Here is a 25,167-nt window from a genome sequence, read left to right as displayed (position 1 = left end):
GAAATCCGACGCTCCGGGCCGGAGCGCCGGCGTTAGATCCGCTTCAGGACGACCGTGGCGTTGGTACCGCCAAAGCCGAACGAGTTCGAAATAGCGACATCGATCTTCATTTGGCGCGCCTCGTTGGCGCAGTAGTCGAGGTCGCAGGCCGGATCCTGATTGAAGATATTGATCGTTGGTGGCGACACCTGATGATAAATTGCCAGCGCCGTAAACAGCGCCTCGACACCACCCGCCGCACCAAGCAGGTGACCGGTCATCGACTTGGTCGAATTGACGACCAGCTGCTGCGCGTGCTCACCGAAAGCGCGCTTGATGGCGACGGTTTCCGCCTTGTCGCCCAGCGGCGTCGACGTGCCATGCGCGTTGACGTACTGCACGTCCGGCGTATTCACTTCGGCGTTGCGCAGAGCGTTGATCATGCAACGCGCTGCACCCTCGCCGTCTTCGCACGGCGCGGTCATGTGGTTGGCATCAGCACTCATGCCGAAACCCGCCAGCTCGCAATAGATCCGGGCACCGCGCGCCCTGGCGTGCTCGTACTCCTCAAGAACCACGACGCCAGCACCTTCACTGAGGACGAAACCATCGCGATCGCGATCCCACGGGCGGCTGGCGGTCTGCGGATCATCGTTGCGCGTCGACAAGGCACGCGGCGCACAAAACCCTCCCAGGCCAAGCTTCGACAGGCAGGCCTCGGCGCCACCGGCGATCATTACATCCGCATCACCGTATTCGATCAGCCGGCCGGCGTCACCGATGCTGTGGGTGCCCGTTGAACACGCGCTGACCAGCGAAATATTGGGACCCTTGTAACCGTACATGATCGACAGATTGCCGGAGATCATGTTGATGATCGAACCGGGAACGAAAAACGGCGAGACCTTGCGCACGCCACCGGCGGCAAAGTCGTCGCAGGTATTCTCGATCAACGGCAGGCCGCCAATCCCGGAACCGATCGACACGCCAACCCGCTCGGCTTGCACCTGGTAGGCATCGAGTCCAGCATCGCGTATCGCCTGAATTCCTGCCGCCATCCCGTAATGGATGAAGGTGTCCATCCGGCGGGCCTCCTTGACCGAGAGATACTGGCCAAGATCGAAATTCCTGACTTCGCCGGCAATCTGCACGGGAAAGGTCGAAACGTCAAAACGGGTAATTCGGTCAATCCCCGAGCGTCCGGCAAGAATATTCTGCCAGGCTTCTGCAACGGTATTGCCAACCGGCGAAAGAATGCCAAGGCCGGTGATAACGACTCTACGACGTGCCAACTTATGCTCCGAGGGTAGAAATTGCGGAAGCGGGAGGCGACCAGTGGTCGCGACCACCTCCGCTGGGCGCGGCCGCTCGTCGAGCGTAGCCGCAGAAATAAACCCAGCTCGGCTAGTTACTTCTTGTGAGCGACCACGTAGTCGATGGCCTGCTGAACGGTGGTGATCTTCTCGGCCTCGTCATCCGGGATCTCGCACTCGAACTCCTCTTCCAGGGCCATCACCAATTCGACTGTATCCAGCGAATCCGCGCCAAGATCGTCGACGAACGACGATTCGTTCTTGATATCAGCTTCATTGACACCGAGTTGCTCGGCGACGATCTTCTTGACACGTTGCTCAATATTTTCCATCAAAGTGCTCCTTCTCAAAGTTCATGTACAAACATAAATGCGCCATTCTAGCAAAACGACCAGAACTTACCAATGATCCGTCCGTTTCAGCGGTACGCCTGCTGGCGCGCCGCCGGTCCTAGCCGACGAACATGCCACCATTGACGTGAATCGTCGTTCCGGTGATATAGGCGCCGCCCGCTGAAGCCAGAAACGAGACCGCTGCCGCCACGTCCTGCGGCGACCCCAGGCGACCGAGCGGAATGCTCCCCAGCAGCACGGCCTTCTGCTGATCGTCGAGCGCTTTCGTCATGTCGGTATCGATCAGACCTGGCGCCACGCAATTGACGGTAATGTTGCGGCTACCCAGTTCCCGTGCCAGCGCCCGACTCATCCCGGCGACGCCGGCCTTGGCCGCGCAGTAGTTGGCCTGGCCCGGATTGCCGGCGTGACCGAGCACCGAGGTGACGTTGATGATCCGACCCCGCCGAGCTTTCATCATGCCACGCATCACCGCTTTGCAAAGGCGAAAGACGGCTTTCAGATTGGTATCGATGACCGCCTCCCACTCCTCTTCTTTCAGGCGCAAGGCCAGATTGTCACGCGTGATGCCGGCGTTGTTGACCAACACCGATACCGCGCCGTAGCTTTTCTCGATGTGCCGGAGCAACGCGTCGACCTGCGTTGCGTCGCGCACTTCCAGGACTGCACCTTCGCCCTTGCGACCCGCCTCGACCAGTGCCGCCGTGATTCGCGCCGCGCCTTCGGAAGTCGTTGCCGTTCCGATCACCGTCGCGCCAAGGCTGGCCAACTCAAGCGCTATGGCCTGCCCAATGCCACGAGAAGCACCCGTGACCAGCGCAACCTCTCCGTCGAGCGTCATTCTTGCCTCCAGTTGGCGACGGCGGCGTCTACCGCCGCCAGATCGGCCAAAGCGACGCCCGTCAGGGTATCGGCACAGCGCCGCGTAAGGCCCGCCAGGACTTTCCCCGGCCCACATTCGGCGACGGTGCTGATGTCCATGGTCGCCATTTTCTGGATCGTCTCGCGCCACCGCACGGGCGAGTACGCCTGCCGAACCAAGGCGTCCTTGATTCTTGCCGGATCCGACTCGATCGCCACATCGGCGTTATTGATCACCGCCAGTTGCGGCACCGCGAAGCTCAACTCTGCCAGTCGGACGGCTAGTTTGTCGGCCGCCGGGCGCATCAGCGACGAATGAAAGGGCGCCGAAACCGGCAACAACAGCGCCCGTTTGGCGCCGCGCGCCTTACACCCCTGGCAAGCGCGCTCGACCGCGACCTTGCTGCCGGCGATCACCGTCTGTCCGGGACCGTTGAAATTGACCGGCTCGACGACCGCGCCAGCCCCGGCCGCAGTGGCTTCCGCACAGGCTTCAGCGATCTGCTCGTCATCGAGGCCGAGGATCGCCGCCATGGCGCCGGCACCCGCCGGCACGGCTTCCTGCATCGCCGCGGCACGCAGGCGAACCAGCGGCACCGCATCGGCGAAGGCGATCACCCCGGCGGCGACCAGCGCCGAGTACTCGCCGAGACTGTGGCCGGCGACGACGGCCGGCAGCCGACCGCCCTTGTCGAGCCACAGACGATAGACCGCGACACCCGCGGCGAGCATCACCGGCTGGGTGTTGACCGTCTGCGCCAGCGCTTCGGCTGGGCCATCGGCAAGCAATTGCCAAAGATCCTGAGCGAGCACTGTCGACGCCTCATCAAAAGTCGCCCGCACCACCGCAGAATCGCCATAGGCCGCCATCATCGCCACCGATTGCGAGCCTTGACCGGGAAAAACAAACGCCAACGCCATGCATACTCCCTCTAACGGTCATGACAATTCGAGCCCCCCGATGATGAAAGTCATGACCGCTTCCTTCATCCCCGGCCCTTCTCCCGCCGTGGAGAGAAGGGAGATTCGCGAGTCGCCGAAGCGACTTTAAGCTTAGATTTCCAACAGCACCGCACCCCAGGTAAAACCACCACCAACGCCTTCGAGCATGACCTTCTGGCCGGCCCGAATGCGTCCGTCCCGAACCGCCTCGTCGAGCGCCAGAGGAACCGATGCAGCCGACGTATTGCCGTGCCGGTCAACGGTGACGATGACCTTGTCGATCGGCAGCTTCATTCTTTTCGCCGTTGCTTCCAGGATGCGGACGTTGGCCTGATGCGGAATCAACCAGTCGATCTCCGACGGTGCGATCCCGGCCGCCTGGCAGCATTCGTTGGCCACTTCTGCGAGCACGCGCACGGCAAACTTGAACACCGCCTGCCCATCCATGCGCAGGAAGGGATCGCCAGTCACCTGGCCGCCACAAATGCTGCCGGGAACCGACAAGATGCCGTGATGCGCGCCGTCGGCATGCAATGCGGTCGCCAGGATCCCCGGCTTTTCAGAGGCCTCGAGAACGACCGCTCCAGCGCCGTCGCCGAACAGCACGCAAGTGCCACGATCGGACCAGTCGAGAATACGTGAAAACACCTCGGCGCCAACCACCAGAGCCCGCCGATGGCTACCTGAACGGATGAATTTCTCGGCAATCGTCAACCCATACACAAAGCCGCTGCACACGGCCTGTACGTCGAAGGCGGTCGCCCCCTGATTGCCCAGTTTGCTCTGCAGCAAACACGCTGTGCTCGGAAAAATGAAGTCCGGAGTCGACGTGGCGACGATGATCAGATCGATATCCGAAGCCTCGAGCCCGGCCTTGGCCAGTGCCCGACGGCTCGCCTGCAGCGCCAGATCGCTGGCATTCTCACCGTTTTCGGCGAGATGGCGAAACCTGATGCCAGTACGACTGACAATCCATTCATCGCTGGTTTCGATTCCCCGGCGAGCGAGATCGCCATTGCTGACTGGCTCACCCGGCAAAAAGCTACCGATACCCGTAATGCGGGAATACATGCTATGCGGTCTCCCGAAGCGGCTGCTGTTGAACCACGCGCTCGCTGATGCGAGCCAGAACGCCACTTCTCGCCTCTTCGGCGGCGCGCTGCAGCGCGTGCACAAAGCCGAAGGCATCGGCCGAGCCGTGACTTTTGACGACAATCCCCTTCAGGCCCAGCAGCGCGGCGCCGTTGTACTGCCGATGGTCCACCCGACTCTTGAAGCGCTTGACCACCGGCAAGGCGACGACGGCGGCCAGCTTGGTGAACCAGTTGCGCCTGAACTCCTGGCGCAGGAAGGTGGCCAGCAGCTGCGCCAGGCCTTCCGAAGCTTTCAGTGCGACGTTCCCGACAAAGCCGTCGCAGACGATGACGTCGGCCTGACCTTTGTAGAGGCCGTCGCCTTCGACATTACCGATGAAGTTCAAGCCGGAATCCCACAACAGGTCGGCGGCTCGCTTGACCACATCATTGCCTTTGATCTCTTCCTGGCCGATGTTCAGAATCGCCACCGTCGGCCGTTCTCGATGCTCGATTGCCGACACCAGCGCGGCGCCCATGATGCCGAACTGCAACAGGTTTTCGGGGCTGCAATCGACGTTGGCGCCGAGATCCAGGACGTGCGTGTGGCCGGTGATCGTCGGCAGAACGCCACAGATCGCCGGCCGATCGATACCCGGCAGCATCTTGAGGACGAAGCGTGAAATGGCCATCAAGGCACCGGTATTACCGGCAGAAACGCAAGCGTCGGCCTCGCCACTCTTGACCAGATTGACGGCCACACGCATCGAAGAATCTTTCTTGTTGCGTAGCGCCAGCGACGGCGACTCATCCATGGACACCACTTGCGCGGCGTGGCGAACGGTGACTCGGCCAAGTTCGGTGTCGACGCCAGCATCAACCAGAAAAGGCTGAATGCTTTCGGCCAGGCCGACCAGGACGACGCGAACGTCCGCATGATCGCGCACGAAAGCAAGCGCCGCCGGGACAGTCACCTGTGGACCGTGGTCGCCGCCCATGCAGTCGATGGCAACGGTAATCATCAGCCGACGGCAAGCAAAAGAAAAGGCAGGCCGTTCACTGTCAGGGGAACGTACCTGCCCAATGCGGAGAAATCACTCGCCCGCGCCTTTACCGACTCTCTTGCCGCGATAGTGACCCGAAGGGCTGACGTGGTGACGCAGATGCACCTCGCCGGTGGTCGGCTCGACGGCCAGCGGCGGGTTGCTCAGGGAATCGTGCGCACGATGCATGCCACGCTTGGACGGGGACTTCTTGTTCTGTTGTACAGCCATGACAAACTCCTAATATCAAACTCACCTGGTCCTGCTCTTAAGGCCGGCCAGTACTGAAAACGGCGACTCTTGTGCCGATCCCTGCCCGCTACCGGGCAGAACACAATCCGCGTGACGCGGCACCGTGGGAAGCGCAAGGAGGATTTCATCCTCAATCAGGGCAGCAACATCCAACTCCTTCTGCGCCGGCAGAAAGTCGCGGGAGTCATCCTCCAGCTCTTCCTGCGTCAGATCGCCGTCGCTATCGACGAATTCCAGCAGACTGCGCAAGGCCAACGGGTACTCCAGCGTTTCCAGACAGCGCTGACAGCACAGGCGAAGAACGCCGTCCACTTGCAGCAACAACTGTGATCGCTTGGCATAGCCGACACGGCCCTCGATCCGATAGGCCAGCGAGCCTGCCGAATCGGTCAGCAAATCATCCAGGCGCGTCAGCGCGGCAAGCGGCAGTTCGCCCTGCAGCGAGCTCCCCTCATGCCCAAAAGCCAGACTATCAATGACAACGCGTCGCGACATAAGGCGCGCATGATATTATCTTCGGCTTTTGAAGTCAAAGCGGCGGCGGGGCAAAACGAGGTATTTCCAGTTTTTTTCCGCGCCGCCACGGTCTGCACACCGTGATCGACCATCAGATGCCGACAACGCCGCTCATTCTCGCTTCGACCTCGCCGTTCCGGCGCGAACTCCTTGCCCGCCTTGGTTTGCCCTTCGAGACGGCCAACCCGGCCGTTGACGAGACGCCCCTGCCCGGTGAAGAGCCTGAAGCAAGCGCCCTACGACTGTCGCAAGCCAAGGCCCAAGCCGTCGCTGGCGCCTTTCCAGACGCCTTGATCATCGGTAGCGACCAGGTCGCCTGCCTTGACGGTCAGGTGTTCGGAAAGCCCGGAACACACCAGAACGCCGTGCGCCAGCTGCAAACGATGCGCGGGCAGAGCGTCAATTTCTTTACCGGTCTGTGCCTCCTCGACGCCCGCAGCGGCCGTGCGCATGTGCGCGGCGTCGCCACGCTGGTGACCTTTCGGGACCTGACCGACGCTGAAATCGACAACTATTTGCGCAAGGAACATGCCTACAATTGCGCGGGCAGCGCCAAGTCGGAAGGACTGGGAATCGCTTTGATCGCCAGGATCGCCGGCGACGACCCCAACGCACTGATCGGACTACCGCTCATCGCGCTCTGCGACCTCCTCCGGATAGAGAATGTATCTGTCTTATAATCAATCGCTTGGATCAATTTTGTCAGGCAAGGCATGAGCAAGGGAAGGCTTTATCTGATCCCGGTTCCGCTCGGCCAGACGGCCGTCGCCGCGATCCTGCCGCCGCCTGTCGTCGCTTGTGCACAGGCACTCGGCCACTTCGTCGCCGAGAACGCCAAATCGGCCCGCGCCTTCCTCAAGTCGCTGCCGAGTAGCTTGCCGCTGCAACAGATCCAGATTCAGGAACTCAATCAACACACGCCAGCCAGCGAGCTGCCGCAACTCCTGGCACCGCTACTGGCCGGCAGCGACGTCGGGCTGATTTCCGAGGCCGGCTGCCCGGCCGTCGCCGACCCGGGCACAGCGCTGGTCGCCCTGGCCCATGAGGCGGCGATCCAGGTGGTGCCGATGGTCGGCCCATCGTCGATCCTGCTGGCTTTGATGGCTTCCGGACTGAGCGGCCAAAGCTTCAGCTTCCACGGCTACCTGCCGAGTGCCGGCCCTGAACGGGAAAAACGCCTGCGTGAGCTGGAGAAAGAATCACGGCAGGCGCAGCGAACGCAGATCTTCATCGAGACGCCCTACCGCAACCGCCAGATGCTCGAATCGCTGCTCAAGGCCTGCGCGCCAGGCACACGAATCTGCATCGCCACCGACCTGACGTTGGACAGCGAACAGATCGCGACACACCCGGTCGCAGGTTGGCGACGGCAGCCGCTACCGGAAATCAATCGCCGACCAACGGTATTCCTGCTGCAGGCCTAGCGACCAGGCGGCGCAGCAGCTATCGCCGCGGGCAGCAAGAGAGTCATCGAAACAGCGGTCGATCGATGCCCAGCAGTGCGGCCGCACCCGGCGTCCCGCCGGCACGAAAGCGCTTGGCAAAACGCTCGGCGAGGTTGTCCTTGATCGTGAAGTCGACGATCTTCTCGGCCATGATCACGTCGCGGGCCACCGATCCGACAGTCCCCAGACCATCGGCGAGTCCCAGCTGAATGCTTTGACTGCCGGTCCACATCAGTCCGCTGAACATGTCCGGTGTCTCCTTCAGGCGCTCGCCCCGCCCTTGCCGGACGACCTCGATGAACTGCTTGTGGATCTCGCCAAGCAAGACCTGCGCGTGCTCTTTCTGCGTCGCATCCTGTGGTGAAAATGGATCCAGGAAGCCCTTGTTAACGCCGGCGACCAGCAGCCGGCGCTCGACGCCGAGCTTGTCCATCGTTCCGGTGAAACCGAAACCATCCATCAGAACCCCGATCGACCCGACGATGCTGGCCTTGTCGACAAAGATCTTGTCGGCTGCAACCGCCACGTAATAGCCGCCGGAAGCACAGAGATCCTCGACGACAACGTACAGGGAAATCTGCGGATGCATGCTGCGCAAGCGCCGAATTTCGTCGTGGACAATCCCGGCCTGGACCGGACTGCCACCCGGGCTGTTGACCCGCAGGATGACGCCGGCGGTCCCCTTGTCGCTAAAGGCCGCTTGCAGAGCCTCGTTGATCGCGTCGGCGCTGGCTTCTCCGCTCGCTTCGATGGTGCCATTGAGATGAACGACCGCGGTATGCCGGCTGCCATCGGTCAGCTTTTCGGGGCCGCCCCAATCGACCAGCAGAATCAGCACGACGACCAGATACGACAAGCCAAACAGCTTGAAAAAAATTCCCCAGCGACGCTTCGCCTTCTGCTCCTGCAGCGTCGCCAAAGCCAATTTTTCCAGCAACTGCCGCTCCCAATGGGGTTCGTTTTCGGGGGTAGTCAAGAGTTCTTCTCGCTCGGGGTAAAGTAAATCGCGCCATCACGTTCGGCTACCGCTAGCGGCGTCAGGCCTCGGCCCTGGCAACGGCCGCCCAGACAGCGACCGTCAGCAGGAGAATAGAGCGCACCATGCGTCGCGCAAATCAAGTATATCTTGGAATCGTCGAAGAATTGCCCGGGCTGCCAGTCCAGTTCAACCGGCACGTGCCCGCAGCGATTGAGGTAGGCCAGCGCGCGGCCACGATAGCGGACGACGAACGCCGGCTCGTCGCCGTCGTGCTGACCGACCGAGAAGCGGACCCCGGGACCGCCCTCGACCAGATCGGCTGACAGGCAAATCAAGCGTGCTGCCGCAGCCATACGGCCATCTCCTCAATCGTCTGCACAGCCGCCAGCGGCCGCAGCGCTACCAGTGCCGCCGGCGGATGCGCGCCATAAGCCGCGGCCAAACCCGCGACCCCGGCGTTGTTCGCCATCTGCAGGTCGTGCGTCGTGTCACCGATCATCAGCGTCCGCTCCGGCGCGGCAGACAGTTGCGCCATCAATTGCTCGAGCATCTGCGGATGCGGCTTCGAGAAACACTCGTCAGCGCAGCGTGAAGCGTGAAAATAGGCGCCAAGGCCACTGGCCAGCAAGGCTCGATCAAGACCGATTCGGCTCTTGCCGGTCGCCACCGCCAACAGGAAACCAGCCTCGGCAAGTTCGGCGATCAAGACCGCCGCGCCGTCGAACAACTGCAGTTCGTGATCGTGCGCCAGGTAGTGATGGCGATAACGTTCGACCATTCGGGGATAGCGCTCTTCCGGCAGGTCCGGCACGGCGTAGCGCAGCGCCTCATGCAGGCCCAATCCGATCACGTGCCGGGCGCGCTCATCGCCGGGAGTCGGCAGCCCCAGGTCAAGGCAGGCGGCATTTATCGCCGCGACGATCGCCGCCGCCGAGTCGAGCAGCGTGCCGTCCCAGTCGAAGACCAGCAGTTCAAATCTGGCCGCCATAATCCTGCCTCTCCTTGCTCGAAATACGTTGCAGGAAGGTCTGCAGGGGCGCCGGCAGGAGCGCTTCAAGCAACAGCTCGTGGCCGTCTAGCGGGTGCGGCAAACGCATCTTCCAGGCATGCAGAAACATCCGCTTCAGCCCCTCCCTGGCGAGCGTCCGGTTCAATGCAAAGTCGCCATATTTCTCGTCGCCAGCAATCGGATAGCCGAGGTGCGCCAGATGCACGCGAATCTGGTGGGTTCGCCCGGTTTTCAGTTGCGCTTCCAGCAAACTGTAGTGCTGCCAGCGCGCCAACAGCCGAAACACCGTGTGCGCCGTCTTGCCTTCTTCGGCGACGCGCACCCGGCGCTCGCCCGACTCGAGCAGGTATTTGTGCAAGGGCAGCCTGACGTGGCGCAACGGGTCCATCCAGCGTCCGGCGACCAACACCTGATAGCGCTTGTCGGCCGCCCCATGGCCGCCGCGGGCGCCTTCACGAAACATCTCGTGCAAGGCGACGAGTGCCGAACGCTTCTTGCCGACCAGCAGAACGCCGGAAGTCTCGCGGTCAAGGCGATGCGCAAGCTCCAGAAAACGGGCCTGCGGCCGTTGCCGACGCAGCGCCTCGATCACCCCGAACGACTCACCACTGCCACCATGGACGGCGACTCCGGCCGGCTTGTCGACCACCAGCAGGCCGTCGTCCTCATAGAGCACGGGCAGTTGCACCTTCAGCGCTGCGCCATCCACGACCTCCTGCTCGACACGCGCCGTACGCATCGGCGGGATGCGCACGACGTCGCCGGCCTGCAGCCGATAGGAGACTTGCGCGCGCCCGCCGTTCACCCGCACCTGGCCGCTACGGACAACGCTGTAAACGTGGCTTTTGGGCACCCCCTTGCACTTCTTCAGCAGCAGATTGTCCAAGCGCTGTCCGTGTTCGTTCTCGGTAATTAGCTCCTGGATCACGGAGTTTTTGCTAACTTCGACCATTTTGAATATACTTCGCTCGTTTTGCGTCTAGGGTTGAAAGAGGCGCTGACCCGTGAGACCGTCGAGCGACGCCGATTCTGAAGCACTTGCGACGCACTTTCCGGCAGGCATCAGCCGCCTCGCTTGCGCCAACCTGCGCAAGATCACTCAACGCCAAACACCTGGTTAAGTACGCTCACCACTAAGTAGCGATACTACTTGAACTGCGCGCGCCTAGCACCTGTGAACTAGCCCAGGCAGATTCCGGAGCCCTTGGATTTCAAGGCCAAACGAGTAATCGAGTCGGCGAGATACCCCTATTAGTTGCGCTATCTGGCAGCCCCTCAAGCATGCCGCCGACAACTAATCCGTCGCTGCCTGTACCAGGCACTTCCCCCGTGCGAGCGCGTGGGAGCCCAAATATTATGAAACGCATGCTTTTTAACGCGACACAGGCCGAGGAACTGCGTGTCGCCATTGTCGACGGTCAGAAACTCATTGATCTGGACATCGAATCGGCCGCCAAGGAACAGAAAAAGAGCAATATTTATAAAGCGGTCATTACCCGCATCGAGCCCAGCCTGGAAGCGGCGTTTGTCGATTACGGCTCGGAACGACACGGCTTTCTGTCGTTCAAGGAAGTCTCGCGCAGTTTCTTCCAGGCTGGCGTCGACGCCAGCCGAGCGACGATCAAAGAGGCGCTTCGCGAAGGCCAGGAACTGATCGTCCAGGTCGACAAGGACGAACGCGGCAACAAGGGCGCCGCGCTGACGACCTTCATCAGTCTCGCCGGCCGTTATCTGGTGCTGATGCCGAACAACCCTCGCGGCGGCGGTGTCTCGCGCCGCGTCGAGGGCAACGAGCGGACTGAACTGCGAGATGTGATGGATCAGCTGGAAGTTCCCCAGGGCATGAGCCTGATCGCCCGCACGGCGGCCATTGGACGCAACGCCGAAGAACTGCAATGGGACCTCAATTACCTGCTGCAGTTGTGGAAAGCGATTGAAGCCGCCTCGCAGCAGCAGAAGGGCGCCTTCCTGATCTACCAGGAAGGCAGCCTGGTGATCCGCGCCATCCGTGACTACTTCCAGCCCGATATCGGCGAGATCCTGATCGATACCGACGAAGTTTTCGAACAGGCGGCGCAGTTCATGGAGCACGTGATGCCCGGGACGGTCAATCGCATCAAGCGCTACCGCGACGACGTACCGCTGTTCTCACGCTTTCAGATCGAGCACCAGATCGAATCGGCGTATGCGCGTCAGGTCAACCTCCCTTCGGGTGGGGCGATCGTCATCGACCATACCGAGGCGCTGGTTTCGGTTGATGTGAACTCGGGCCGCTCGACACGCGGCGCCGACATCGAAGAAACGGCGCTGAAGACCAACCTCGAAGCGGCGGAAGAGGTTGCTCGGCAGCTGCGCCTGCGCGACCTCGGTGGCCTGATCGTCATCGACTTCATCGACATGGAAAACCAGCGCAGCCAGCGCGAGGTGGAAAACCGCGTCCGCGAGGCCCTCCACTTCGACCGTGCGCGCGTGCAAACGGGCAAGATCAGCCGCTTCGGCCTGCTCGAGTTGTCGCGCCAGCGCCTGCGCCCGGCACTCGCCGAAACCAGCTATATCGCCTGCCCACGCTGCTCGGGAACCGGCCACATCCGGAGCACCGAATCGGCGGCCTTGCACATCCTGCGAATTCTCGAAGAAGAGGCGATGAAGGACAATACGGCGGCCGTCCATACGCAGGTACCCGTAGACGTCGCCACGTTCCTGCTCAACGAGAAGCGCACCGACGTCCAGGCAGTCGAAATGCGGCACAAGGTCAGTATCCTGCTGATTCCCAATATGCACCTCGAAACGCCGCAGCACACGATAACCCGCGTGCGCCAGGACGAATTGCTCGCCGACGAACAGCAACAGCCGTCGTACCGGATGGTCGAAATGCCAACCGTAGACGAAGGCAGCGAAACGCCGGCCGGTGCCGAAGCGAAGGTCGCCAGACCGGAAGCGGCGATCAAGGGCATTACGGCGTCGCAGCCGGCGCCGATGCGTAGTGAGCCGCCCGAAGCCAAGGCCGCCGAACCCGCCACAGCACCCGGCGGCTTCTTGAACAGGATACTGGCCTGGTTCCAGCCCAAGGCTGAACCGGCCGCAACCGCTCCGGAACCCGTGCAGCCAACGCGACCCAGCAGCCCGCCACGCGACCCGCGACGCGAGCCTCGCCGCGGCGCTCCTCGCAATAATCGCCGCGATGAAGCCGCCCGTGAAGCGCCGGCCACGAGCACAGCCGCCAACAATGAGCAGCGGGAAGCACTACCGCCAGCGGCGCCAGCGCCAGCGCGAAGCGAAGCACAGAAGCCCCGTGAACCGCGCCCACCGCGCCGGCCGCGTGGCGAACCACGTGGCGAACGCAAGGAACAAGGCGCGGCACCCGTCACAGCGGCTGTCGACGAGGTCGAACTGGTGGCTGCGGCACCGGCCAGCGCCCCGGTTGCCGAGCGCGCCGACACCGGCAGCGCGCCACGTCGCCGTGGGCGTCGCGGCGGTCGCCGGGAACGCAGCGAGAAGACCGAGAACACCGAGAACGCCGAGCAGCAACTCGACCTGCTGAATGGTGACGCCGCGGCAACAGTCACCGACCACACGACAACGGCAGCGCCAGACAACACGCCGCACGCGGGTGTCGCCGAAGAGACCAGTGCAGCGGTCGCTACGGCGCCACCCGCTGTCGCGCCCCGCGTCGAGGCAAAGCCGCCGACGACCGTCGCCAGCGATGATCAGCAGACGACGACCCAGGAGGCGATTGCCGAGCCGGCTCAAAGCACGGCCGCGGAGCCCCTGCCGGTGCTGGTCGCCGTGCCTGTAGAGCACGCCGCGGTGTTGGCCGCGATCGAAGAGCCGGCCGTCGCCGTGGCCCCGCCTCCGGCCGCCGAGCCGGTAGTAGCTGTAGAGGCGGCAGCAGCGGTGCCGCCAGCGACCGTCGAGCTTGCCGCCGAGACCCCCGGGGTCGCGGAAGTTGCGGCACTGATCGCGCCCGCCGACACCGCGCCGCCGTCGCCGGTGGCCCCTACTGACCTCGCCAGTAGCGGCATGGTGATGATCGAAACCAGCAAGGAGAAGGCGCAGTCCTGGCAAGCGGACAGCACCGAAGCAGCGCCCGCAGCGCCTGCTCGCCGCAAGCGCAACACCGTAGCCGTCGCCGACGAACCGATGGTGATGGTCGAAACGCGCAAGTAGCACAGGCGAGGCCGGCGCGCGCTAGTGTCTAATTGCATTATTAACCGGTAGTAACTATCATGCTTCTCCATTGCTTCGTGGTGGAGGAGATGTGGTGGGACGTGTGGCGGTGGCGCTGTCTTGCACAGCGGAGGTGAAGGAGGAATTGGAGCGTATGTCACGGAGTCGCAGTGGCGAGGTTCGCTTGGCCGAGCGAGCGAGAATCGTGCTGGGTTGTTTGGAGGGTCTGCGAAACGACGAGGTTGCCCGCGCAGTTGGCGTACGTGCGAACACGGTGGGGCTGTGGCGTCGGCGCTTTGCCGAGCATGGTTTGTCGGGCTTGCGTGATGCTGCGCGGCCGGGCAAGCCGGCGAAGTACGGGCAGGATCTGCGTGACCGCATTCTGGCGCAACTCGAACGGACACCGCCGGAAGGTATGGCAAGTTGGGATGGTGGTTCGCTGGCGAAGGCGCTGGAAGTATCGGACGATGCCGTGTGGCGCGTGTTGCGTCGGGAGGGCATCCAGCTGCAGCGGCATCGCTCCTGGTGCGTGAGCACGGACCCAGAGTTCGCCGCCAAAGCAGCGGATGTCATCGGGTTGTACCTTAACCCACCTGAAAACGCGCTGGTCCTGAGCGTCGACGAGAAACCCTCGATCCAGGCTCTGGAGCGTCGGCGCGGCTATGTCCAAACCAGTAGCGGAAAGGTGGTTCAGGGACTGAAAAGCACCTACAAACGCCATGGCACGGTCAACCTGTTCGCCGCCCTCGAAGTGGCCACCGGCGTCATTCGAGGCAAGACTACCCTAACCAAGAAGCGCGCTGATTTCCAGGCCTTCATGGAGGAGACCATCGCTGATGAACCCGTCGACCGTGAGATCCACGTCATCTTGGACAACCTCAACACGCACAAGAAAAACGACGAGTGGCTCGCCGCTCACCCCAACGTCACCTTTCACTTCACGCCCACCAGCGCCAGTTGGCTAAACCAAGTGGAGATTTGGTTCGGCATCTTCCAGCGCAAGACCCTGAGAAACGCCAGCTTCTCGAGCCTGGATCAACTCGTTGCCGCCATTCACAGCTTCACCGCGGCTTACAACCAGAACGCCGCCCCATTCGCCTGGCGAAAGCGAGAGGTCAAGGGCGCGCAGCTGCGGAATACTATCGTTAATCTATGCAATTAAACACTAGCACGTCGGCCCGGAACACCTCTCTTCTGGCGCGCGCGAGCCGCCAGAAGAGAGCTGCCAATCGACCACGCCGCAAGCTTTCGCAAAACCGTCGCACGAGAATGGCCTCGACGACGCGCGTGCTGGCGGCGCCCGCGCTGTCGCCCGGTGGCATCGCCCTTGGCGACCACTGGCCAGACGGCAAGACACGACTGCCGATCGCTGCCGCATCCGGCGCAGCTTACCTGCCCTGCCGCCGCGTCGACAAATGCCGATCACCGGACTGCTTGCCGCCACCCGCGCCTGCATTGACTCAAGGCGACAAGCACCACTTCGCCGGCGAGGACTCGGAAATACTCAGGCGGCGCAGCATCACGGTTTTCTTCTCGTGGTGCGTTTCCATGCGATTCAATACATCACGCAGAAATTCCAGCGCCTGCATGATGTACGGCCCCTTGTTGAGCATCACGCATTCGGCGCGAGTACCCATCGCCGCGTCGGTAACCTCGGCACGCGATGGCATCCCTCGTTTGGCCAGTGATTCGAGAACCTGCGTCGCCCAGATCACCGGGATGTGCGCCGCCTCGCACAACCAGAGAATTTCCTCCTGCACTTCGGCAAGGCGCTCGAAACCGACTTCGACGCCGAGATCGCCGCGAGCCACCATCACCGCTGCCGTCGAGTGACGCATGACCGCGAACAACAGACTTGGCAGACGGCTGAAGGCCTTCTGGGTCTCGATCTTGAGGACGATGCCAAGATGCGACGCGTCACGCCGGTCGAGTTCGACGATCAACTCCTCGATGTCGCGCGGTCGCTGCACGAAAGACATCGCCACCATGTCGGCATGTCCGGCAACGAATTCGAGCGCCTCAAGGTCGGCCGGGCTTAAGGCCGGCAGTTTCAGATCGGTATCTGGCAGGTTGATTCCCTTCTCGGCGTGGAGCTTCGCCGCGCCGCCCGCGGCGTAAGTCACCTCGACGCTGAATCGATCCGGCGTCACTTTGCGGATCGTCCCGGCTATCTTGCCGTCGTCGAGGAAGATTCTCTCGCCTTCGCGAACACTCGAGAACGCCTCGTCGAGCGAGCATCCGATGAGCGCCGCTTCGCTGACCGCGCCAACACCGTCGACGACGGCATTGCGGCCAGGAATCGCCCCCCTAACGACCTCCAGCGTGTCGCCAGGCTTGAGGTCGATGGCTTGCGGGCGCAGCGGCAGCGTGCCAATGATGGCATTGGCGACGACCTTGCGGTGGCGGCGCAAGCTCAATTCGGTACCGGCGGTCACGTAGGCCGTGCGGATCGCCTGACACAGGCAGGAATCGCCGGACGCTTCGATGACCTCGAGCGACCGTGCCCGCCCGCGGGCGTCGTACAACTCGATCAGATCGCCTACCCTGGCGCTGGCCAACAGATCCCCTCTGACGGGAACGATCGTCCCTTCGGTGATTTCCTCGGACGACTCCCTGACGAAACGAACAACCGCTGGGGCGATCGTTTGGCCCAGCGCATTTCGCTGTGGCTTCCATTTGATGACACCGATCGCCGACTCGACGTCGCCAGTTCGCAACTTTGGCCCGGCCAGATCGCAGCACACCTTGCACGAACGCCCGAACGCCTTTTCTGCCTGACGCAGGTGCTCGACCATCCGCTCCCAGACCTCGGCGCTATCGTGGGCACAGTTGATGCGCATGATGTTCATCCCCTGCTCAAGAAGCCGGCTGACGAACGCCGGGTCGTCAGCCGCTTCGCTCGGCATGGTCACCATGATCCGTGTCTTGCGCTCGGCAGGAAGCGCACCGAGGATCGCATTGGCATTCTCGGCGAGAACCTCGGTGCCCTCCTGGAAGAGGATCGTCGGAGGCACCTGCAGGTGCTCGGTGGTGCTGCCCTTGCGCAACAGGCACAGCGCGTCGACGACGCTGTCGAGCGTGGCCATGACATGGGCCTCCATCCGCCCCAGCGAACTCAACCCGAGGCTACCCAACTCGCGTTGCAGGATGCGGATATCGACGCGCCGCACGGCGAGGTAATGCGCCAGATTGCGCGCACTCGCCCTGAACGCCGGCGCGGTGATGTCCAGGCGGTCGGCAAATTCCTCCTCGATCGCCATTGCATCCTTGCGCAAGCGCTCGACGCCAAGCGTCGCGCGCCCGATGAGTGTGTTTCGGGACTGCTCGTCCGGTTTGCCGGTTTGCCTGTTGCTCACGCTGAACTCTCCAATTGACTCGTCTGCTTCCGATCGAAGCCGCATTGTCGAAAGCGAAGGTTTCAGCGGCATGACACCGCAACAGCCGCGCCGGCATGGCTGGCGAGCCGGCACCTGTGGTCGCCCGAGCGACCTCGCTCGATGCCGCTCCAACACACTCGCCAAGGGAGATTTCAAGCGCATAAGACCCGCCGGCGACCAGCGTGGCGAAGTAGCGTCGCCGATTGGGCGATGCGCGACAGATAGGCCATTGACGACCCTCTCGGCCAGCAAGGACAGTCAATCGGTCAACTATCTGACTACCACCATTCGCAGCTACTGTTCGTCCTGGTCCGACTGATTTGCGAGGAATGGCTGACCGGAGGCGAGCTGACGGACCTCGGTAAGGACACGTTTGATGTCGTTAGCCTACTAACTGGCCGATGAAGGCGAACGACCAACAGCCAGTTGCTGGCCGCCGGCCGACGCCATTGCGGAAGTCGTACTGGGGTCAGTATTGCCCGATCACGCGACGCTTAGCGCTCGTTCTGCGCTGGCGGCTCGCCGATGGCTGCAATCGTCGCTGATTATGGGCGTTTACTACCGGCCAGTCATTGCACCGTGTGATCTGTATTCGGTATGATCGCTGCGCGAAGTTGCGATCGTCGTTTCCTCCAAACCACTCCCACGGAGCTCCATTATGGCAAAAGCCAAAAAAGTCGAAAAATCCGAAAAACTCAAGAAATCTGCGAAAGTACAGAACACCGAAGCAAGCGAAGTCGCCGCCGCAGCGCCGCTGACTGCCACTGAGTTTGTCAAGATCAGCAAAGTCGTCGGCCGGCAGATCCTCGATTCACGCGGCAACCCGACCGTCGAAGTCGACATTACCCTCGACAACGGCTTCATGGCCCGCGCAGCCGTCCCCTCGGGCGCTTCGACCGGCGAATTCGAAGCCTGCGAACTGCGCGATGGCGACAAGAAAGTCTACCTCGGCAAAGGCGTTCTGAAGGCCGTGGCGGCGGTCAACACCAAGAATCGCCAAGCTGCTGAAAGGCAAGAACCCGCTCGACCAGCGCGCGCTGGACGAGGCGATGATCGCGCTCGACGGCTCCGACAACAAGTCCAACCTCGGTGCCAACGCCATCCTCGGCGCATCGATGGCGATTACCCTGGCCGGCGCAAACGTCAGCAATATGCCGCTCTGGCAATACATTGGCAAGATTCATGGCAACCGCGATTTCGCCTTGCCGACGCCGATGGCGAACATCATCAACGGCGGCAAGCACGCCGACAACCTGATCGATTTTCAGGAATTCATGATCATGCCGGTTGGCGCCACGTCCTTCTCCGAGGGCTTGCGCTGGATCACCGAGATCTTCCACGCACTGAAGGAGCATCCTCAAGAAGGGCGGCCCACGTGACCGCCGTCGGCGACGAAGGTGGCTTCGCGCCCGAAACTGACCACTGACGAGTCGCTCGAAGTGATCATGGAAGCCATCGTTGCTGCCGGTTACAAGCCAGGCAAGCAGATCGGCCATCGCGCTCGACTGCGCGTCGTCCGAGCTCTTTGACGAAGGTGGGCCGCCCAGGGTTACAAGTCTGGAAGTCGAATCGGACAAGCTGTTCACCGACGACGAGATGATCGAGGTCTACGACAACTGGTGCAAGAAGTACCCGATCGTATCGATCGAGGACGGTCTCGACCCAGAGCGACTGGGAAGGCTACGTCAAGCTGACCAAGGCGCTCGGCGAAACGGTGCAGATTGTCCGGCGACGACTTCTTCGTCACAACCCGGTGCGCCTCAAGCAGGGTATCGACATGAAAGCGCAACGCCAATCTGATAAGGTCACACCAGATCGGCACGTCCCCCCCCGAAACGCCGACGCCATCAAGCTGGCCCGCAGGAGAGCCGGCTACAGACAGGCGTCATTGTAGCAGCGCTCGGGTGAGACCGACAGACCGCGTTCATCGACCCGACCTGGCCGTCGGCACCCGGTGCCGGGCAGATCAAGACCGGTCACTGTCGCGTAACGTACCGCATCTGCAAGTACAACCAACGCTGCCATCGAGGAGCAAATCGGCAGCAAGGCCGTCTACAAGGGCCTGAAGTCGATCAAGGCGCCGGGTTCTAGCCTGCGCCGTAAGTCGGGGCAAAGGCATCGCCTGCGGCGATTGCCTTTTTTGTGTTCCGCTACAGCCCATTACAAGCACGCCTTGTCGAGCCTTTGATGAAGGCGGATTGCGCGCGTGCGCCACCGCAGCGACTCGATGCGCAGCCGCGAAAGGTCTCCGCCGGCGGGCCGGGCAGCGAGGCGCGCAGGGTCGACCAGGTGCCGCAAGGCATGATCATAGCCCGCCGCCGCGTGCTCGCGACGAGCGTGGTACGACTCTTAGTTCCAATCGTCTGCCTCGCACCACGACCGAGAACGTTCCAGGTGCTTTTACTGGCGACTGCCGCGCTGCGCGCTCGCGCCGCAATTTTCCGCGGCCTGTTATCGGAGAGGATGAGCTGCCTGTCTTTGGCTGTGCGCCGTATGCAGCCACGCGAGCAGTTGCCGATCGTCCTATCGCTCGTAATCGCCCTGCGCCGGCGGCGCCAGCGCTGCCGGAGGAAGCGTGCAGCAACTCCGCGACAGCGGCTTTTGATCCGACTCGACGACGAGTTTGCTGACTCAACTCGCCTTTTCAAGCGAGCTGGCAAGCGTGACAAGCCAGGCAAGAACTCCGTCCCCCCCCCGATCGACGCAAGGTCCGCGAGTGGCGAATGGCATTGGCGGCGACCGTGCATAAGTCGCCATTCAATACGCAGGAAGGCGGCCAGACTGTCGAGAGAGGCACTCGTGGCCCGAGCCCCGGCGGCACCGGCGTTCCGCTTCCTTGCTGTCGATCTCCCCCGCTTGCACCCGCAGCAGCAGCCGCGGGAGAGGGCCCGCAAATCACAGCGTGCAGCTCGGCACGGAAGAGATCACAGACGATGAGCTGACCTTCGCCATCAACACTCGCCCAATTCCTCGTCGTCGGAGGAGGAGGAAAAGAGAGGATGACATTGACGGAATTCAACGTTGAAGAAGGCGCGCTGTCCCCCGCTGCCGAGAGAGGCCAGGGCGGATTTCCGGATTCAGGCAGACGCAGGCTGCAGGCCGCAGTTCAGGATGTGAGTGCCAGTGGCGGATGGTAGAGGAAGGCGCGAAGTAACTCTCCATCCAACACTCAGGCGGACCCTTGAAATCGCCCCACGAATAATCGTGACGAAAATCGTCGGCGTGAGGCGAGCACGCGTTCGAAATCGACCGCAGTCGATAATCCGGCGACGGTAAGCGGCCGGTCGAGGCCCGGGAATTAGTCAATACTGGTATTCGCTCATGCCCCGGCCTCGCAGTTGCGTTGCTGACGCGCGAAGAGCCCTAGCCAGTGGCGCGCACGTGGTCCGGGAAAAGCGTCAAGAGCCAGAAGTGGTGAACGTTTCTTACTGGCCGACGATTGCAGCAGGCGCGGGAAGGCGGCCAACCCAATATTCCAGGTTCAGCGCCTGCGCATCGCGCATGTTTAAAGGACTCCTGTGCACTCCCGGAGCCATTTCGTAAGCGAACAAAGCCCTGGGTTTCGTGAGCGTCGAGGGATGACCGGCGGCTGCATCGCCGATGCCCAGCCTGGGGTACTGAGCGCGGGACTCGAGCCAGCAGGACAGGCCCGCCGCATCTGCTGAGCCGCAGTCTGCCGCCAGGAACTCATAAGGCTCGACTGCGAGCTGGACGCCGGCGGCGCTGCGGAGACCAGCCACCCATAGGCCGATCTGGCACCATTGCGCGACCAGATTTCACTGCCAGTTCCTCAATACGCCCATGTGAATCCGCAATCGTGCAGGACATTGCATTTCCCGTCATGGATCGGAGAACGCGACAGCAAGCCTTGTACCGCAAAGGCTACATAATCGGACGTGTGCAGTATTTCCGAGGGGAACATCGACGGTTTCTTCCGCCAGGCGTTGGGCACAGCGGTGTTCAGCCGTGGCAGCGCGATTGCTCAAGAGAAGCCGCATACGCCGGTTTGTCAGCGTACCACCAAGCGACAGCGTGTTCACCTGAATCCCTTTCTTCACCCAAGGCGAACGCCAGCGTCTTCGCTTCGGCCCAGCCCAGGCCGCAACGGATACAGTGCTGCGAAGCGGGGGCCCATGAACCTGGGGCGAGATGAGATTCCAGAGATGATGACGATCTCTGAGCTATTCTGCCTTCGCAGGGTCCCTTGCATGGTCGCAATGGCGCCTTTGAGAACGAGACCGTGGCCCGACAAGCTGTTCTGCAGAATCTCTCGCCACTTGTCGCGCTCGGAAGAGGGGTCGTTGGTGGGCGTGATCCTGGGGCGGCATCAAGACTACTCCGTCCAAGCTTATTCTGGTTCGTCGTGAGCTTCTCGCGAATTCCCTGAACGAGTCATCGCGCGTCTGTCCACGGAAATCCAGAATGAGTCCCCGGACCGGTGGGCGACAATTGCGCGCAAAGGTCTGAAAGCGTGGAAATCGCGAGCGGCAAGAACAGTGAATTCCAGCTCGCGCCAGTCTGCCGCAGGAACAGCGAGGCCGATACCCTGTCGGTCTTTTTTCCCGTCACCAGAATCGTTTTGGATATTCCGGGCAATTTACTCTCCTCTTGGGGAAGACGCCCAAAAAAAAGTGGCGCGCCACTTGAAGCGGCAGCAATGCCGCCTGTCGCGTTGTGTGAGGCAATCGCGGGCGTGCGCGCGTCGATGCAAACACAGGTGCCAATTAGAACAACATGTCGGGCCCCGTCCCATGCTTAACGGCCGATGCTCGGAGCCGGCGCTATTCGTACGAGGTCGCCAGTAGTTTGATTGCCTGCTGCGCGCGCCCCGCATGGCGGTCCGGCAACAGCAAGGACACAGGCCGGCAACCAGGACGCATGCCGACGACGCCCACAGGGCAGGCCATTGCTCGCGCCGCTTGCACCCGCCCATGTACAGAGCACCCGAGAGAACCGTGCCGGCCAGGCCGCACGGCGGGCGTTGGCCATGTAATAGAACCGACGTTCATCGCCAACTTTGTCGGTCGGTGTAGGCAGGATCAGGTCGAGTGCACCGCCGAGGTGAGCGAAAAACGGCGAGAACCAAAACGAATCAGCCGGCGACGACAACCAGCGCCGGCCGCAAACCCAGGCGCCAGCGCTTACGGCAATCGCCGCCCCGGCAGCGCGGCGAGAATGATGAAAGCAGGACGTCGCCGTCCGTCCGGTCCGGCTAGTTGTAGAGGACGCGGATACGAAAAGCGCGGTGTCGCCGGCCTGAAAGATGCCGTAGCCGATCACCCACACCGAGGAAGCAACCGACTGCCAGAAAGTCCAGCCAGAAGCACGCTCGACAGGAACCCGGCAAGCCGACGGACGAACAACACGTCGCGACTGCGCCGAAGCCGGCCAAGATACGCGCCGCGGCGAGTTTGTGAACCACGCGGCGTTGCGCGAGAAATCTGGCGAATTTTGCTTTCTTGTGGCCTACCGAGGCGCCGCGCCATCAGCAAACGGCATGGAGAGAGCGCGTGACGGCCGACCAGCCACCGACACCGCAGTTGAAGCGCGTTCTGAAATCGAGCAGTGTCCGGCAGCAGCCCACCAGACGAAGAAACGACACCGCCGACTTTAAGGGCGTTCTTCGAGCCGGTTAGAATATCGCACACTCCAGCAGAGCCCAGCGTGGCCGACGAATCCTCGGGGGAGATCAGCCTTGACGGCGCTCTTCGGAGCTAATCTTGGTTCATGTCCTTAGGCGATCCCCGCTCAAGGCCTGCGAGAGGCATCACCCCAGGGCGACGATCAGCACGACCCTGCCGGCGCAAAAGGCGAGCCCCACTCCGACAGCGCGCGCTTTGCGTGCCAAGGCGATGAACAGCGTCTCTTGAGCCCGAAGCGGGCACCGATTTTGTAGCCGCCGAGAGGTTGGTCAGACATGCCGAAGACTTCACAGAAAAATAAACAGCGACGCGACGGCCCAGCGGGCGTGTTAGCCGAATTGTAGAAAAGAGAAGCTAGAACAGGACCCAGATCGGGCGCGCCGGCGGGTCACAGCTATCGGGGGGTCACCAGTAGGCGCCAAGTCACCACGCACCCGTACCGTTGCGCAGGCCGGCACCGCAGCGTCGTCCGGGCTGGCGATGGTCGTTCACGGCTTTTATCCCCTGGCTGCCGACGAGCCGGAGTACAGCCGCCCGACGGACGCAGACTCGCTCCTACGGCCGATGCCAGGAAAATGGACCTAACAGGCGGCAGCTAAAGCGACCGCGCCCGCCTTGCGCGCCAGCTCGGCCTCCCGTAGCGATTGGCGTAACCCATCGTTTAAATACCACCGAGTAGATCTTGAGAATCGCGCCGTGACCACCAGCGTATGAGCGGCCGTCGACGATCCGACCCGAGAGCGGATCGCCCAGGAATAGTACATGGACACCCGAGGCATCTCCTCGTAGCGAGTTCCTTCAGCGCGGCTCTGCGCCGCTTGAACAGGACGTTAAAACTCCGCGGACGTAGTACGGCCGCCGCAATCTCGAAGGACCACCAATCGGTCAGCGACGAGTTGAGCGACGGCACGCGCCACCGCGTGGCAATCGAGTGTGCTGCAGCTCGGCGGACAAAGATCAGCGCGCATCGCCGTCGCCGAGCGGTCGTCGTAGGACAAAGACAGACTGGCAGAGCGCTCGTGCGAGCCGCACGAGGTCCTGTGATCTGGTCATGACCACCTGCTGTGTTGGTAGCAGCTGTGTAACTGGTCGGTGATATCCCGTGCGCGATGCAGTCCGCCTCATGAACGAACTTGGACCACCGGGCAGGCAGTTGGGCGTGCACAGGACGCGGCGGTGGCCGATCTGGTCGCGAGCGGAGGTTCGCTAGAGAGGGTCCATTGATCCCCATGACGACGTTCAGTACGCGCAATCCTTGACCCGGCGCCGGAGACGACAATGTCTGAAACGGCATCAAGATAGGGGGTTTAGCACGAGACGACCGTGCGCCATTGCCGCTGGCTTCGAGAACCGATTCGTCCACGCCGGGCGCTCGCCGGCCAGGACCACCGCGACGCTCCTGGCACTGTGTTAGCGCGCCTGCCCATCGATCGCCATGCGTCCTGGCTGATCGACAATGTCCGAAGCCAGCGGGCCCCCTCGACAAAGAATCGAATTCGAGCGATGCGTCCGGCCGATTCACCGGCCGTTTGGCTCGTTGCCCTACTGGACGAACTCGAGTTCCGGAGAATCGCAAGGAAGCGCGACAGAGCACAGCGACCCATGCAGGACCGCTCAATACACCGTGATGCCAACTTGATCGTAATTTCTCTTCTCTCCCAGGAGGTTGATGCGGGATCGCGAAGGGCCACCGCGAGCCGAATAGCGGCACAGCCGCGAGCAGCATCGGCACGCTCGACATTTCTATTGCTACATTCTCGAAGTCGTAAACACCTGGCGACTGCCGATTGGTGAGTGAGTCTGCTCTTCTACCCCCTTTCGTGAGCATGCCCCACGCCGACCACGCCCGACGTGTGCAGAAAAACTACACCACGCCGTCAACGCTTTGCGGCCCCCCCTTGGCCATAGGCGCGACCGCCGCCATATTTCGGGTTGTTGGCAGCATGAATACACACCAATGCCGTACACCAGCGCTCGCCGCGCTGGCCGCAGGACAGCCGCGACTTCCGCGTCTTCGACTCACGTCGCAAGACCTGGACGGCTATAACCGTCGGGGGTGATCGCCGAGCAGCTTATTGAAATGTGCACGGCACCCGACGATGTCCTTACCTCTCCAGACCAGCTGACCCCCTCATCGCGGTGTGGTACAGTACGTCGTACAGGAGGGGAGTTTAGTCCGCTGTCGCGCGAGATGGAGCGAATCGACGCGCTGATCG

Annotated in this window: 17 protein-coding genes and 1 pseudogene; 5 read left to right on the top strand and 13 right to left on the bottom strand. The window is 62.3% G+C overall.

Annotated elements, in window-relative coordinates:
* Window positions 1-32 precede the first annotated feature (32 nt).
* From fabF to QZ656_RS06980, 8 genes are all read right to left on the bottom strand, one after another.
* On the bottom strand, window positions 33-1,271 hold the full coding sequence (fabF, locus tag QZ656_RS07015) for a beta-ketoacyl-ACP synthase II (protein WP_291992741.1): 1,239 nt from the start codon (window positions 1,269-1,271) through the stop codon (window positions 33-35).
* Window positions 1,272-1,387: 116 nt separating this feature from the next.
* Window positions 1,388-1,624 carry an acyl carrier protein gene (gene acpP / locus QZ656_RS07010; RefSeq protein ID WP_291992740.1) on the bottom strand — a complete coding sequence of 79 codons (237 nt, stop codon included), beginning with the start codon at window positions 1,622-1,624 and terminating at the stop codon, window positions 1,388-1,390.
* A 118-nt stretch (window positions 1,625-1,742) separates the two neighbouring features.
* Window positions 1,743-2,486, bottom strand: coding sequence for a 3-oxoacyl-ACP reductase FabG (fabG, locus tag QZ656_RS07005; protein WP_291992739.1), 744 nt, complete (start codon window positions 2,484-2,486; stop codon window positions 1,743-1,745).
* Window positions 2,483-3,427: an ACP S-malonyltransferase gene (gene fabD, locus QZ656_RS07000; RefSeq protein WP_291992738.1), complete on the bottom strand. Its 945-nt coding sequence runs from the start codon at window positions 3,425-3,427 to the stop codon at window positions 2,483-2,485. The genes fabG and fabD overlap by 4 nt, the downstream gene beginning before the upstream one ends.
* Window positions 3,428-3,559: 132 nt before the next feature.
* Window positions 3,560-4,519, bottom strand: a complete 960-nt coding sequence (locus tag QZ656_RS06995; RefSeq protein WP_291992737.1) for a beta-ketoacyl-ACP synthase III — start codon at window positions 4,517-4,519, stop codon at window positions 3,560-3,562.
* A gap of 1 nt (window position 4,520) precedes the next feature.
* The gene (gene plsX / locus QZ656_RS06990; RefSeq protein WP_291993203.1) at window positions 4,521-5,546 is read right to left on the bottom strand and encodes a phosphate acyltransferase PlsX; all 1,026 of its coding nucleotides are present in this window, start codon (window positions 5,544-5,546) and stop codon (window positions 4,521-4,523) included.
* A gap of 69 nt (window positions 5,547-5,615) precedes the next feature.
* A complete protein-coding gene (gene rpmF, locus QZ656_RS06985) occupies window positions 5,616-5,795 on the bottom strand; it encodes a 50S ribosomal protein L32 (RefSeq protein WP_291992736.1) in 180 nt (59 codons plus the stop codon).
* Window positions 5,796-5,816: 21 nt separating this feature from the next.
* On the bottom strand, window positions 5,817-6,311 hold the full coding sequence (locus tag QZ656_RS06980) for a YceD family protein (protein WP_291992735.1): 495 nt from the start codon (window positions 6,309-6,311) through the stop codon (window positions 5,817-5,819).
* A 116-nt stretch (window positions 6,312-6,427) separates the two neighbouring features.
* On the opposite strand from QZ656_RS06980, the gene QZ656_RS06975 reads away from it, so the two are divergent.
* Both QZ656_RS06975 and QZ656_RS06970 read left to right on the top strand, forming a co-directional pair.
* A complete protein-coding gene (locus tag QZ656_RS06975) occupies window positions 6,428-7,012 on the top strand; it encodes a Maf family nucleotide pyrophosphatase (RefSeq protein ID WP_291992734.1) in 585 nt (194 codons plus the stop codon).
* 33 nt (window positions 7,013-7,045) lie between these two features.
* Entirely contained in the window at window positions 7,046-7,756 is a 711-nt protein-coding gene (locus QZ656_RS06970) for an SAM-dependent methyltransferase (protein WP_291992733.1), read from the top strand.
* Window positions 7,757-7,799: 43 nt separating this feature from the next.
* Here QZ656_RS06970 and QZ656_RS06965 read toward each other — a convergent pair whose 3' ends face one another.
* Genes QZ656_RS06965 through QZ656_RS06950 form a run of 4 tightly spaced genes read right to left on the bottom strand, consistent with a single transcriptional unit; the run spans window position 7,800 to window position 10,717 of the window.
* On the bottom strand, window positions 7,800-8,753 hold the full coding sequence (locus QZ656_RS06965) for a S49 family peptidase (protein WP_291992732.1): 954 nt from the start codon (window positions 8,751-8,753) through the stop codon (window positions 7,800-7,802).
* Window positions 8,750-9,109, bottom strand: a complete 360-nt coding sequence (locus QZ656_RS06960) for a Rieske 2Fe-2S domain-containing protein (RefSeq protein ID WP_291992731.1) — start codon at window positions 9,107-9,109, stop codon at window positions 8,750-8,752. The genes QZ656_RS06965 and QZ656_RS06960 overlap by 4 nt, the downstream gene beginning before the upstream one ends.
* Window positions 9,088-9,744 carry an HAD-IA family hydrolase gene (locus QZ656_RS06955; RefSeq protein WP_291992730.1) on the bottom strand — a complete coding sequence of 219 codons (657 nt, stop codon included), beginning with the start codon at window positions 9,742-9,744 and terminating at the stop codon, window positions 9,088-9,090. The genes QZ656_RS06960 and QZ656_RS06955 overlap by 22 nt, the downstream gene beginning before the upstream one ends.
* On the bottom strand, window positions 9,728-10,717 hold the full coding sequence (locus tag QZ656_RS06950) for an RluA family pseudouridine synthase (protein ID WP_291992729.1): 990 nt from the start codon (window positions 10,715-10,717) through the stop codon (window positions 9,728-9,730). Before QZ656_RS06950 ends, QZ656_RS06955 begins: the two co-directional genes overlap by 17 nt.
* A gap of 404 nt (window positions 10,718-11,121) precedes the next feature.
* Here QZ656_RS06950 and QZ656_RS06945 point away from each other — a divergent pair, with 404 nt between their 5' ends.
* Both QZ656_RS06945 and QZ656_RS06940 read left to right on the top strand, forming a co-directional pair.
* Entirely contained in the window at window positions 11,122-13,932 is a 2,811-nt protein-coding gene (locus tag QZ656_RS06945) for an Rne/Rng family ribonuclease (RefSeq protein ID WP_291992728.1), read from the top strand.
* Between the two features lie 94 nt (window positions 13,933-14,026).
* Window positions 14,027-15,094, top strand: a complete 1,068-nt coding sequence (locus QZ656_RS06940) for an IS630 family transposase (protein ID WP_291991544.1) — start codon at window positions 14,027-14,029, stop codon at window positions 15,092-15,094.
* Window positions 15,095-15,392: 298 nt separating this feature from the next.
* Here QZ656_RS06940 and QZ656_RS06935 read toward each other — a convergent pair whose 3' ends face one another.
* Window positions 15,393-17,288, bottom strand: coding sequence for a pyruvate kinase (locus tag QZ656_RS06935; RefSeq protein WP_291992727.1), 1,896 nt, complete (start codon window positions 17,286-17,288; stop codon window positions 15,393-15,395).
* A gap of 775 nt (window positions 17,289-18,063) precedes the next feature.
* On the opposite strand from QZ656_RS06935, the pseudogene eno reads away from it, so the two are divergent.
* A pseudogene (eno, locus tag QZ656_RS24055) lies at window positions 18,064-19,497 on the top strand (phosphopyruvate hydratase).
* Window positions 19,498-25,167 lie beyond the last annotated feature (5,670 nt).

This window comes from Candidatus Accumulibacter sp. ACC003 (assembly GCF_907163085.1).
Lineage (GTDB): Bacteria > Pseudomonadota > Gammaproteobacteria > Burkholderiales > Rhodocyclaceae > Accumulibacter.
The sequence above is the reverse complement of the archived record's forward strand: the minus strand, read 5'-3'. Positions and strand labels throughout refer to the sequence as shown.

Coding starts and splice junctions, on each gene's coding strand:
- acpP (WP_291992740.1), bottom strand. CDS start 1,624: ATGGAAAATATTGAGCAACGTGTCAAGAAGATCGTCGCCGAGCAACTC.
- fabG (WP_291992739.1), bottom strand. CDS start 2,486: ATGACGCTCGACGGAGAGGTTGCGCTGGTCACGGGTGCTTCTCGTGGC.
- fabD (WP_291992738.1), bottom strand. CDS start 3,427: ATGGCGTTGGCGTTTGTTTTTCCCGGTCAAGGCTCGCAATCGGTGGCG.
- QZ656_RS06995 (WP_291992737.1), bottom strand. CDS start 4,519: ATGTATTCCCGCATTACGGGTATCGGTAGCTTTTTGCCGGGTGAGCCA.
- rpmF (WP_291992736.1), bottom strand. CDS start 5,795: ATGGCTGTACAACAGAACAAGAAGTCCCCGTCCAAGCGTGGCATGCAT.
- QZ656_RS06980 (WP_291992735.1), bottom strand. CDS start 6,311: ATGTCGCGACGCGTTGTCATTGATAGTCTGGCTTTTGGGCATGAGGGG.
- QZ656_RS06975 (WP_291992734.1), top strand. CDS start 6,428: ATGCCGACAACGCCGCTCATTCTCGCTTCGACCTCGCCGTTCCGGCGC.
- QZ656_RS06970 (WP_291992733.1), top strand. CDS start 7,046: ATGAGCAAGGGAAGGCTTTATCTGATCCCGGTTCCGCTCGGCCAGACG.
- QZ656_RS06960 (WP_291992731.1), bottom strand. CDS start 9,109: ATGGCTGCGGCAGCACGCTTGATTTGCCTGTCAGCCGATCTGGTCGAG.
- QZ656_RS06955 (WP_291992730.1), bottom strand. CDS start 9,744: ATGGCGGCCAGATTTGAACTGCTGGTCTTCGACTGGGACGGCACGCTG.
- QZ656_RS06950 (WP_291992729.1), bottom strand. CDS start 10,717: ATGGTCGAAGTTAGCAAAAACTCCGTGATCCAGGAGCTAATTACCGAG.
- QZ656_RS06945 (WP_291992728.1), top strand. CDS start 11,122: ATGAAACGCATGCTTTTTAACGCGACACAGGCCGAGGAACTGCGTGTC.